We start from the raw sequence: 11,768 nt of genomic DNA, 5'->3' as shown, positions 1-11,768 counted from the left end.
GGGATTTATCAACCGAGTCCACTAGTTTTGCCCGATCGTTATCGAATTGACCTGGATCTGCATATGCCCAAGCTGAATTTGACTGGTAAAAACACCCTCCCTATCGATGGCCTGGAAGGCACGCTGATCGGTCGCGCCTGGGTGCCGGGGGAGGCGGCAGGCCCGTCGCCGGTGGTACTGCGCGTCGATGGCGTGTTTGATGTGTCGCAGGACTTTGCGACATTGAGCGATCTGCTTGAGAGCCCGTCACCGCTCGAAGCTGTTCGCAACGCTCGGGGTCGATACATTGGTAGTGTTGACGAATTGTTGGCCAATACGGGAGTGGGCTCCGACCCCGCCAAAGCTTTCTTATTGCCACCGGCTGACCTGCAAGTGATCAAAGCCGCCGGTGTGACATTCGCCTCCAGTATGATCGAGCGCGTGATTGAAGAGCAGGCCGGTGGTGATGCGGTCAAGGCCGAGAGCGTGCGCAACGTGGTCAAGGCGGCTATCGGCGATAACTTGCGTTCGATCAAACCGGGTTCGAGCGAAGCGGCGCGGCTAAAAGCGGCGTTGATCGGGCAGGGGTTGTGGTCGCAATACCTGGAAGTGGGGATCGGCCCTGATGCCGAGATATTCACCAAGGCGCCGGTTCTCGCTTCCGTCGGCAGCGGCAACGAGGTCGGTATTCATCCCGAGTCCAGATGGAACAACCCTGAGCCGGAAATCGTCCTGGCGGTGAACAGCCATGGCCGGATACTGGGCGCAACCCTGGGCAACGACGTCAATCTGCGCGACTTCGAAGGCCGCAGCGCATTGCTGTTGAGCAAGGCCAAGGACAACAATGCGTCTTGCGCGATCGGCCCGTTTATTCGCCTGTTCGACGAAGGCTTTTCTCTGGATGATGTGCGCCGCTGTGTGGTCGACCTGGTCGTCGAAGGTGATGACGGCTTCATTATGCGCGGCAGCAGTTCGATGGAGCAGATCAGTCGGGACCCGCTGGAACTGGTGGCCCAGACCATAAGCCGCGATCACCAGTACCCGGACGGTTTCATGCTGTTCCTGGGCACCCTGTTTGCTCCGACACAGGATCGTGAAGAGCAGGGCAGCGGTTTCACCCACAAGCAGGGCGATAGCGTCAGCATCGGCAGCCCGTTGCTGGGCACGCTGCACAATCGCGTCACCTACAGCAATCAAGCCACACCCTGGACGTTTGGCCTGCGTGCATTGATGGGCAACCTGGCTGCTCGCGGTCTGGTGGCAGGTAAATCGTTCCACTGATTTGCCTGCCAGAGGTTGCTGGCAGATAAAAACAGTGGTCGCTGGACAATAATAATAAGGCACAAAAATGATGACCAAAAATACAACAAGACCGGGTCACGCGGCCGCTATCGAGAGCGCCATCGCCAAGTGCCGATGGAAGCTGTTGCCGTTCCTTGCATTGATGTTCGCCCTGGCTATGATCGATCGCTCCAACGTCGGCTTCGCCAAGGCAGCACTGCAAACCGATATCGGCTTGAGCAACGCTGCTTTCGCCCTGGGCGCGGGTATTTTTTTCATTGGTTATGCGATCTTCGAAGTCCCCAGCAACCTGATGTTGCACCGGGTCGGCGCACGGCTCTGGCTCAGCCGGATCATGATCACCTGGGGGCTGGTGTCCGCCGCCATGATGTTCACCCGGGATGAAACAACGTTTTACGTACTGCGTTTTCTGCTCGGCGTGGCTGAAGCGGGCTTTTCCCCAGGTGTCATCCTGTACCTGACCTACTGGTTTCCGGCCCAGCGTCGCGGCCAGGCCATCGGGATTTACTATTTCGGCCTGCCGCTGGCTTTGATGGTAGGCAGTCCGTTGTCGGGTTGGTTGTTGGAAATGCATGGCATGTTCAAGCTGACCAACTGGCAATGGATGTTCCTGGTGGAAGGCCTGGCCGCTGTGGTTGTGGGGATCATTGCGCTGTTCTACCTCAAGAGTAAGCCACAGGAGGCCCCTTGGCTGACCCGCGAGGAGAAAGCCGCCCTGAGCCAGGAGCTCGAGGCGGAAGACAAGCTCAAACTGGCTCATGGACCGAACAACCTGCTGGGTCTGGTTCGCAACAAGCGAGTGCTGAAATTCATCCTGATCTACTTCAGCGTTCAGGTCAGTGTGTACGGAGTCATCTTCTATCTGCCAACCCGAATTGCGGAGCTGCTGGGGACCAAGGTCGGCTTGGAGGTGGGCATGTTCATTTCATTGCCATGGCTGTGCGCCGCCATCGCCATGTACTTTGTGACGCGTTATGCCGACCGGCATGGGGCGCACCTGAAAATGGCGATGTGCATGCTGGGCATGGCAGCCCTGGGTATTGCGGCCTCGGCCTTGCTCAACAGTTTTGCGCCGGTACTGCTGGCCTTCTGTTTTGCAGCGGCTGGTTTCGTGACCGTTCAACCGCTGTTCTGGACGCTGCCGACCGGCTACCTCGGTGGGGTCGCCGCGGCAGGCGGTATTGCCCTGATCGGTTCCATGGGCAACATCGGCGGCTTCGTCGCGCCCATGCTCAAGGCCAATATGGAGGTCTGGTTCACCGATCCACGGGCAGGGATGTTGTCGCTGTCGGCAGCGGGGTTGGTAGGGGTTTACCTGCTATGGACGTTACGCGTGTCGAAGGGGCAACGGCAGGTCAATCAAGGTCCGCTGGACGGGGTGGCGAGTAATGCCCAGGCACCTTCGAATCCTTGAAGTCACAGTGTCGACAATAGACCGATAAAAATAGCCGAAGCCTTTTAAGGGCTTCGGCTTTTTTTTGCCCATTAATCCTGCCGGTGTGACGGCATCCGTGCGGTTTTGCGCAAGTCAGCTTTCGTCTTTGGTAATTGGTGCCACGCAGCCATCCCGCTATCTTGAGTTGGCGATAACACCCGGCAACGATCGGGTGTTGCTCAAGAGTTCTGTCCTACAAGAAGCGTTTTCGCTACCTGCCAATAAAAAACGAGCCTGGGAACCATCATGAAACTCTACGAACTTTTCGAATGCTCCCAGCCCGGGAGCGTGGCCACGGTGTCGTAGTCCATCAGGGAGGCGATGTCGCGGCGCATGCAGTCGTTCCAGGAACCGCCGTCAGGTTGATCTCGGCGAGTTGTCGATGGGCGACCACTTCCATCGCGTTACATGAAGGATGTTTAACGATCGGCAGGACGCCGCAGGATGGGGAAAACCGGACAGTTTTGTAACGCCCCCAAAAAGAAGAGCCGCCACCCAAACCCCAGAAACGACAAAGCCCTGAATAATCAGGGCTTTGTCGGTACAAATATGGCGGAGGCGATGTCTGGCAGATTTGCGTATTTTGACATCCACTAATGTCCATTACGACTCAATAAAAACTATTAAAAACAACGATTTAATGCAGTTTCAGTCTTTTTACGTCCAGTCACAACCGCTATAAGCCAGATGCCAAGGTATGGGCTGGAGTATGGGCTGAAGTTCCTTTAAATTCCGTCTCCATCCTGACAGGAAGGAGGTGGTTGATGGCATCACTTACGACGAAAACAGTAGAGAAAATAGTCAGAACAGCATTGCCCGGATTGACCAATGATGGAGATGGGCTCTACCTAAAAATTAGTCGCACCGGGAGCGCGAGCTGGATTTTTCGTTTCAAACTGGCCGGCAGAAGTCGGGATATGGGACTTGGCAGGCATCCGGAGGTCAGCCTTGCTGCAGCTAGGGATAAAGCTGCAGATGCGCGTAGGTTAAGCAGGGTAGGGATTGATCCTCTCCAAAATCGGGACGACGAGCTTGAGCGTCAGCAGGCTGAAAAAGAAACTGAGCGAATAGCTCTAGAGGCAGCCAAAGTCAAAGCAACAAATTTCAAAGAAGTAGCTGCTGACTACATCGCTACTCATAGGGCTGGATGGAAAAATCCAAAGCATACCCAGCAGTGGGAAAATACGTTGGCAACCTATGCATTTAAAGTCATTGGAAACCTTCCTGCGCACCAGGTTGGCATCGAACATGTGCTCAAAATTCTCACTCCGATTTGGGCAAAGAAACCTGAAACAGCCAACCGTCTTCGGAACCGAATTGAACTGGTGCTCGATGCAGCAAAAGCCAGAGGGTTGCGCGATGGTGAGAACCCTGCGCGTTGGCGCGGGCACCTGGATAAGCTCCTTCCTCCTCGAAAAAAAATTCACACAGTGAAGCATCACCCAGCAATGTCCTGGGCGGAGCTTCCGGACTTTATGGTGAAAATTGGAGAGTCAGAAGATCTTAGCTTCAAGGCGCTCCGTTTCACTATCTTGACAGCTTGCCGAACGAGCGAAGTATTAGGTGCTACATGGGCAGAGGTTGATTTGGCCGCCGGTGTTTGGACCATTCCCGCATCAAGAATGAAAGCAGGTAGAGAGCACAGAGTCCCTTTGTCGAGTGTTGCATCAGAGCTGATTGCGAGTCTTCCACGGATCGTAGGCAACAATTATCTTTTCCCTGGAGCACGCAGAAAGCGACCGTTGAGCAACATGGCAATGTTGATGGCATTGCGTCGCATGGGGCGTGACGATGTTACGACCCATGGATTTCGTTCTACTTTCAGAGATTGGGCTAGCGAGGTAACTCATCACCCTCGCGAGGTCTGTGAGCAAGCTTTGGCTCACGTGGTTGAGAGTGCCGTTGAGGCTGCTTATCGACGTGGGGACCTTTTTGAAAAGCGTCAGCGGCTCATGGGTGACTGGGCCGCATACGCCACCGGAGTCGAAGATAAGAAGCAGAGCGCATAAGCCCGTAAAACTGTAGGTATAACCGGTTGCGTGGCAGGGATAGTTACCGGCCTTTTCAACGCGGGATGTGGTGGTCATAGGTTGTGCCTTGGATGGACGTTATCCGTAGGGTTGGAAGCGATGTTTCCGATGCAGGATAGTTGTACTCTAGGCCCGGTTTGGAACTCGCTCTCGCGGCGAAAAGGCGCAGTCAACAGGTATTCTGAGTTATAGGGCGTGCTATGAACCTCTCTGACGCAACACTAGTGCTGCTACTGGCGGCTCGAATCCATGGAACGGACGAGGCTGTCAGGGCTTCGGCGAAGAGCGTTGTGAAGAAACTTCCGCGCAGCAAACGCGATCTCATTTACAAGGTGATCGAAGCCAAAAGCCCCCTTCATCTCGTGGGCTTTATTGCTGAGAATCTGGATGACTTCTGAATCCTTGTGGCGTGGCGTCATAAGCGTCCTATCTAGTCTTAGCGTTGCCGACTGAGTCGGATTTTCCCTTATCAAAATATTGATTTTCCTATCCTGAGGCGGAATATACTCGCTCCTGTATTGAAGCACTGGCGGAATCAGTGACCTCAATTTTCGCCACATCCTCTGCTCCTTGCTGACTACTCCTACATTTTTCCTTCGATCCTTTTGCTAGCGTAAACGACTTCATATTGGCGTTCGCGCAGTGACGGCGGTGAGCTGTCTTTGCAAAAAAGGAAGGGCTGCAAGGTGATGGAACACTCGTACCCGTTGAAGGTTGTTAATCAAGAAAAAATCGAATCATTGCGCGATCGAATGGATGCCGCAGGATGCATTTTCGAGTTTGTAGTCGTCGTTCCTTATAGGGATGTTGACATTGATGAGGCGGTGCATCGACGAGCCTTGAGTGAGCTTTACCAGCAGATCATGGCAGGCCAGCGTGAGTGGCATCGTAGGCTTGTGCAGACTTTGCCAGATGCTGACTACCCGGAACCAAACATGACGTGGGATCTGGAAAAGGCCACAGCCACTCTTCTGACCCAGACGCAGGTTCGTAGTCTGACGTTGACCGAAGGCTTTGAGCCAGGGTCTCTGCGACTTTATGACCATTTTCGTGAGTCGCAGAATTTATCAACGCTTGATGAGGCAAAAGGTTGTGCTAAAGACCTATTCCGCGATTGGCTCGAAGTGCTCGGACTTGAGGAGCGAGACGATGTCGTTGTGTTCAACTGGATCAAGGCCAATAGGGCGGGTAGTCCTCCAGAAGACTTCCCCCCTGGCTGCGAGCCATGGAGCGAGTACTTCAGTTTAGGAGAGGAGTGGCGTAGCGGATGGTGTTTGACGATTTGGAATCCACGGCATCGATTGCTCAGTGCGATTGCTGCCAGCGGGGCTAGTCGAGAACAGTACGAACGTTTTGATGACTCGCGTGATGCATAATCGCGATCTTGAGAGGAGGGGGGAGTGGCACAGGTTTGCAGCTCGCAATTGGTGCTTTTGCTCTGTGCATTTGGCACCGGCTTCTATCGTTTGACCTGTGTAAAATGTCACTCTACTCCACCTATTCCTGTACCGAGAAATACAACATGAGCACAGAATTGAGTGAGGAGGAGATGCGCTTGTCGCTATTTGGCTCCTTGACTGGGCCCGATCCTCAATTAGCGCCGAAATCACCTCATCCGATCTTGCCGACGTCTAAGTCATCCCTGCGTGCTCAATCTCGTACCAAGCGGTTCTCACCAACGCTTAGGGTGACATTGCGCGCTTCTAAGGATTTTGAGGGTGACGTCGAGCTACTTGTTTATGAGGCAAGCACTTTGAGTACGCTCGTTGCTGAGCAGGAGGCAAAAAACGATGCTAAAAAGAAAAAATTCAGATATTACGAAGTGGTTTCGGTGGTGCCTGTTCAGTAGTCGTCGTAGCGACAGATCCAAATGGAGCTTTTAACCCTGAGCTGACGATGGCGACAGGCAGCAATCGGCCGAGGCTGTGTAAAAACGTTTTTGAGCGCGACAGGTACTCAAAATCGGACTGAAAATCGTGCTTCTACGCGAAATCCACATCTGCTGACGTGCCGATAAATTTCAGATTTAACGTAGACGCGCACACTTCAATTTTGGCGGAGCGTTTTTATACACTCTGGGCCATAAGCGGACGATGAACGCGTAGCTGTGCATCCCACCCTCCATTAGTGGCTTTCTGTTGCGACAAGCTGGACGTCGCCGGCGCGGACTAGGTTCCTGTATAAAGCAGGCGCTGCTGGCGCATGGCCGGCTCAACGAGCGACATGGTAAGGGATCGTTATGCTCCAGAGAGTAATATTCGGCATAGTGTTAGCTGTGTTTTTAGCTGGCTGCCAGAATCAGCAGTACAAGACTTTGTGCAGACCACAGTACAGCCCAACGACATGTGATATGAGCAATCTGGATGCATTGAGTTGCTCGACCGCGAGGGCAACTATTAGGGAGTGCTCCTGGTTTGTACGCAATAAGGTCAGTGAATTGATGACCAAGAAGAACCAACAGCTGGGGACCACGCAAACCAACTACATTCGGCCAGGCGCGGAAATCCTAACGTTGGGGAGCTACGGAGACGGAGGGACACAGTATTTTGCCTATGTAAAATCCGATAGCCCTAATGCCTATGTACAGTCTGTGGACGGTGCCCAACGATTGATGACTGACAGAGTCTCGCATTACCAGATGGCTTCTGACCGCTATGTTAAGGATGTGGTTAGCGGCACCACGGTAGCCTCAGATCGTGGTGTCCTGAAGGCCATAGCCGCGATCGAAACTATGCGCGTAGCGCTGGCCAATGCAGTTGATATGGGCAAGCCCATTTTGGACTTTTACGCAGCCTTACCCGCCCAAGACTTCGAGGCCCTCGCTAACCAGGTCGTTTTCAATACGAATGCCAAGGACCCTTACCTTCGTGCCGGCGCTGATTTAGCCATCCGGGAGCACACGCAATACGAATCCAATAAGCCGTTAATTCGAGTTCAGGATGCCGTGGCCCAGTTTGAGGCTCTCCACGCAGTAGCGATGGTCCCCTATGCCGACCAGTTCGCAGTAGTCAAAAAGCAAGCGGTGATCCTGGCCGCCCAAGCGGCGACAGCTGCCAAGCAGGCAAGAGCCCAAAATCGGGCCTATGAAAAGCAATTTGAGTCAAGCGGCGGCTATCACAGTGGCGGGGGATGTTCGTGTGCGGGCGGCAATGTCTGTTACGGGCCCCGAGGCGGGCGCTACTGCATAACCTCAGGCGGGAACAAGCGCTACGGCTTCTAACCAACTCCAAAAATTTAGGCGTAGGTCACCGGCGTGATGAGCACATCTCGGAAGGTGATCCTTAACATGGGGGGCCTGTTTCATTAGACAACTACCCCCTTGTATTTTGGGCACTACGACTCGCATCCACAGGTTGAGTCCACAGCCGACATCTGACCGTCGCCACCGGCGGCAGTCTCTTGTTAGCTGCCAATGTATGACAGCACACTTTTTTCAAGATTTCCTGTGGAAACGCACTTGCCATTGGAGGTAACCAATCTGCCGTCCCAGGCATCATTAGCCGCAAGTTTGAACTCGCCAAAGAAGTTAACATTTACCTTGGTGCTATTTACATCTACTTGACGCACAGTAAGATTTAGAGATCCATACCTTTCAATTTTTGGGTCAGCCAATACGCCCACAGCCTTGATTTGACCACAATCAAGATAATTGTCGTTTGTTTCTATTAGATATTTTGCAGTTAGCAAGCCCGAGTCTTTTTCAATTTTTTCTATTGTCACATTGTGATCAGCAAACCAATCTACCGCTCGAGTCCAGACCTTCTCATAGTTCATGCTATAAGTTTTGTTTTTTTCAAATTCAGCAACAACAGGCTGAGAAACATTGATGTTTGCACAACCTCCTATGACCGAAAGCGCAGCTATCACGAAAATATTTTTCATTCTCTGCCCCTTACGTAGCACCCAAGAAAAGCTAACTATAAGTAGACGATACAAGTGGCGTAGGTTTTGCGTCGATTGTATCTGATAGCGTTCTTTGTCTATGCGTAACTCCTTGTTTGGCTGGAGTGTCGCGCCAGAAACGTAACATGAGTCGAGGAGGAAAAGCGACATGGCTAGTGTGCACACTACTGACGGATCAGCAGCATGTCCATGGTCTGCTTTTGGCCGATTTCTGCCTGTCGTGAGGGGTAGCAAATGACACTGAGAAGACTGTGGCCTTTTTTTGGCCGACACAGATGGCCCAAGTGTGAACCCGCCAAACGGTGCGTCGCTGTCCAGATATGCGATGGCGCAGGGAAGCCTCATTTCAAGTAAATGACAAATGGCGAGAGTGCCCTCATCGGTAGGTTTTGCTAAGGCCTGTCCGCCGGCCGTATCGCAAGAGAAATGCTCAGAATTCCTATGTGTCCATTGTTAACTGGCTCAATCCCGATGACCTGCCTCGACAAGCGTGGGTCGCCCTTCTACCCTTTGCATCAGGCAATGTAATGGTTTCCACCCTTCACTGACTAATAAGATTTGGAGATTGGGAAATGCGCATTCAAGTCGTAAGCGAGAAGGGTGTCACCGATGCCTTCTCCAAAGCTGCGGAGGCGACGGGGCAGAAAGTTACGCCTGCTGACTCGCTAGTCGATCGAACTGAGTTCGCATTTGGTCTGGATGAAATTAGTGCTGTCGTCACTGTCGTCGCCTCTGTTTTTGAGTTGGCAAAATTGATCCATTCGATCAGCCAAAGCATCAGAACGGAAGATGAGAAGGTCTTACGGCTGAAATCATCGTACGGGCTAGTGACGATCTCTCTAAGCAAAGACACGCCGGTGGAGCAGATACAAAGGCTTCTGGCGGCTCTGGAAGCTTCCAAGAAATGATTCTCCCGGAGGATTACGGCGGGTTCGCTCCGCGGTTCTTTGGCGTGACCATCCGCCTCCACTCCGAGAGGGATTTTGCGTATCTCGACGACTATATTAGCGGTCGTCTGCACGATGCTGAGGACCGATCGCTCAAGGTGATTTCGCTGAAGTCGGTGATGCAACATGAGGTGCGTCACTACCACGATTTCCTGATCAGTCCATACGGCAGTTTCGTATTTCGCGCCAAACTCCAGGCCGCGATACATGGGTGTGCGCTGCTCGGCCTCTTGAACGAACTACCCGGGGAATGGTTGCCGGCGCCAGTTACTGCTTGGTGCTCAATGGAGGAGCAAGAGAGGCAGAAATGCATTGCGGAATGGCGGGCAGAGCTCGGTACCGGGATTAGTTTTGTCGAATTGCCGAATTTGAATCAAATAGACTGCAGCAAAGTCACTTCTTCGGCGGAAATCAGCCTCAAAAAATCTGATCCCAACGCTGCAATCGCATTCCTAGCTCACTCGGTCCGGCAATCCTACTATCGGGTCAAGGATCTCACTCAAGGCATGATGGTTGAGACCTCGGCTCCAGAACTTACTCCCTGCAACTTCTTCGAAGTTCTTGCACTTTCGACGCAGCTGCAATCCATCAGAATCGCTCAATCTGCTGATTGTGCCCAAGTTTTATGGGCGATGCTCGAGGAAAGCAATGCTTCCTATGCCAAGCTCTGGCGTCGCGTCCTGGCGTTGGTGAACGGGCTTTCCTCGCCGCGACATTCCAATAATGGATCACCGAACGTTTTAGATCAGATCGTCTCAATTGTGTTGTGGTGTACGCTTGGCAACTTCATGATCGACAATATCCGTGCCTGTCCCAATGTACGCTTTCTCCTTCTTGAGAATTTCCTTAAGACTCGCGGTTGTGGCGAGGACATCGCGAATGACGTGGTGCCGGTCTGGCGCCGCTGGGACGAGGCATTGGGCTTGCCCTCTTGGCGGGACGGGGTAGAACACGCCATGGGCAGCAATAAGTTGCACGGGGCAAGGCTGGAGCAGAGCCAAAACGGCGGGATTGGGCTCGTTGCATCAGAGATATTCAGGAACTTTTGCGAACAGCAGGAGTTACTCGTGCAGACATTCCTTTTGGACCCAAACATTCTCGTTAATCAGGAGCGGTACGTTAACTTGGCGGGGGGAGCGGGGCTACCCAAGCCGATTACTCGCCTCGAGATGAGTGGTTTCCAAATCTCCTGTCCAAGTGGGGGCGCATGGATTTCAATTTGGGAGGACAGACCTCACTCTCCGGTATCTCAGATGGTCCTACGTGGCGATCATTTCTCCGACGACTTTGTCGACTATGCCATCAATCTGGAGCGTATTATCCTGCTGTCGGACATGATCATGGCCGGCCATGAGCCTCCGCGCGGGATCAATCGATTTGCATTGGACGACATAACGCGGTTTGCGGGAAAGAAGCCTATTTGGATCGTCTGACTTATTTTTGAGGACAGGCCTCCGCTTTCCTACGATGGCGGAAGCCGACGACCGGCTAAGCTGGCAGTACGCTGGCAGTACTTTGAGACCGGCAATCGGCGCGCTGACTCTTTGGCAGCTGGTCTAACGTAGGTAGCCGTTTGCTGTCTGTTGCAAATGGCTGCAGTTGGCTGTGGATTCAACCGGTCGTTGCGCTAACTGGGTACCCCAGATAACCCTTGCCTCAACAGCGCGCTAGCCGATACTGAGGCTCCTCTGGTAAAACTCGATTACCGTGCGCAGTCCAAGCGATCCTGACTGTTTGGGTATTTTGCTGACGTCGTCAGCAAAATACCCTCTTTTCATCGAAAGCAGGTCAGGCATTTAAGTATGAGAAATGGGTTCTGCTACTCGTAAAGTCCTTTAGATGAGTCCAGCGCGTTTAGAAGTTCCACTTCAGAAATCGAATACTGACTAAGGTTGTTTGTATCTAAATCGCCCCATTCCTGTTCATCTTCGATTTCCAGGAGCAGTAGTGAAAGTTTCTTTTGACTGAAGAAAGTAATTATGTCGCGAATATCCTTGTCGCGCTCAACATGGTCATTTTGATAGAGATCACACGTGTAAAAAAAGCCTTTATCGCCCATGGCGAGCTTTTTTTGTGAGCCAATCAGCGACATTTTAAATCGTTGGTGCAGGAATTTGGCCACTTCAAGGTCGCTAGTGGGGGCTGCAGAAGCAATACTTATCTTAGTCATGG

General features: G+C 52.7%; 11 protein-coding genes and 1 pseudogene. 9 read left to right on the top strand and 3 right to left on the bottom strand.

All coding sequences use genetic code 11. The features are described from left to right. Nucleotides 1–63 precede the first annotated feature (63 nt). Both ACYZTW_RS20125 and ACYZTW_RS20120 read left to right on the top strand, forming a co-directional pair. On the top strand, nucleotides 64–1,260 hold the full coding sequence (locus ACYZTW_RS20125) for a fumarylacetoacetate hydrolase family protein (protein ID WP_462001480.1): 1,197 nt from the start codon (nucleotides 64–66) through the stop codon (nucleotides 1,258–1,260). 67 nt (nucleotides 1,261–1,327) lie between these two features. Next, nucleotides 1,328–2,695 (top strand): MFS transporter, encoded by a 1,368-nt coding sequence (locus ACYZTW_RS20120; RefSeq protein WP_462001479.1) that lies wholly within the window; start codon nucleotides 1,328–1,330, stop codon nucleotides 2,693–2,695. 275 nt (nucleotides 2,696–2,970) lie between these two features. Here the strand turns inward: ACYZTW_RS20120 and ACYZTW_RS20115 are convergent. Beyond that, a pseudogene (locus ACYZTW_RS20115) lies at nucleotides 2,971–3,066 on the bottom strand (DUF4406 domain-containing protein); the annotation flags it as partial. Between the two features lie 414 nt (nucleotides 3,067–3,480). Here ACYZTW_RS20115 and ACYZTW_RS20110 point away from each other — a divergent pair. From ACYZTW_RS20110 to ACYZTW_RS20090, 5 genes are all read left to right on the top strand, one after another. Further along, entirely contained in the window at nucleotides 3,481–4,725 is a 1,245-nt protein-coding gene (locus ACYZTW_RS20110) for a tyrosine-type recombinase/integrase (protein ID WP_462001478.1), read from the top strand. 221 nt (nucleotides 4,726–4,946) lie between these two features. Further along, nucleotides 4,947–5,144 carry a DUF7740 domain-containing protein gene (locus tag ACYZTW_RS20105; RefSeq protein WP_462001477.1) on the top strand — a complete coding sequence of 66 codons (198 nt, stop codon included), beginning with the start codon at nucleotides 4,947–4,949 and terminating at the stop codon, nucleotides 5,142–5,144. Between the two features lie 288 nt (nucleotides 5,145–5,432). Next, a complete protein-coding gene (locus ACYZTW_RS20100; protein ID WP_462001476.1) occupies nucleotides 5,433–6,122 on the top strand; it encodes a hypothetical protein in 690 nt (229 codons plus the stop codon). 146 nt (nucleotides 6,123–6,268) lie between these two features. Next, the gene (locus ACYZTW_RS20095) at nucleotides 6,269–6,595 is read left to right on the top strand and encodes a hypothetical protein (protein WP_462001475.1); all 327 of its coding nucleotides are present in this window, start codon (nucleotides 6,269–6,271) and stop codon (nucleotides 6,593–6,595) included. Between the two features lie 501 nt (nucleotides 6,596–7,096). Then, the gene (locus ACYZTW_RS20090) at nucleotides 7,097–7,966 is read left to right on the top strand and encodes a hypothetical protein (RefSeq protein ID WP_462001474.1); all 870 of its coding nucleotides are present in this window, start codon (nucleotides 7,097–7,099) and stop codon (nucleotides 7,964–7,966) included. A gap of 182 nt (nucleotides 7,967–8,148) precedes the next feature. On the opposite strand, the gene ACYZTW_RS20085 is transcribed toward ACYZTW_RS20090, so the two are convergent. Beyond that, nucleotides 8,149–8,628 (bottom strand): hypothetical protein, encoded by a 480-nt coding sequence (locus tag ACYZTW_RS20085; protein WP_462001473.1) that lies wholly within the window; start codon nucleotides 8,626–8,628, stop codon nucleotides 8,149–8,151. 593 nt (nucleotides 8,629–9,221) lie between these two features. Between ACYZTW_RS20085 and ACYZTW_RS20080 the strand changes: the two genes are divergently transcribed. Both ACYZTW_RS20080 and ACYZTW_RS20075 read left to right on the top strand, forming a co-directional pair. Further along, on the top strand, nucleotides 9,222–9,557 hold the full coding sequence (locus ACYZTW_RS20080) for a hypothetical protein (RefSeq protein ID WP_462001472.1): 336 nt from the start codon (nucleotides 9,222–9,224) through the stop codon (nucleotides 9,555–9,557). Beyond that, nucleotides 9,554–11,029 (top strand): hypothetical protein, encoded by a 1,476-nt coding sequence (locus ACYZTW_RS20075; RefSeq protein WP_462001471.1) that lies wholly within the window; start codon nucleotides 9,554–9,556, stop codon nucleotides 11,027–11,029. Before ACYZTW_RS20080 ends, ACYZTW_RS20075 begins: the two co-directional genes overlap by 4 nt. A 386-nt stretch (nucleotides 11,030–11,415) precedes the next feature. Here ACYZTW_RS20075 and ACYZTW_RS20070 read toward each other — a convergent pair whose 3' ends face one another. Then, nucleotides 11,416–11,766 carry a hypothetical protein gene (locus ACYZTW_RS20070; protein WP_462001470.1) on the bottom strand — a complete coding sequence of 117 codons (351 nt, stop codon included), beginning with the start codon at nucleotides 11,764–11,766 and terminating at the stop codon, nucleotides 11,416–11,418. Nucleotides 11,767–11,768: the final 2 nt, after the last annotated feature.

This window comes from Pseudomonas sp. LB3P25, assembly GCF_054897985.1.
Note: the sequence above shows the minus strand (reverse complement) of the source record. Positions and strands in the feature narration are given on the sequence as shown.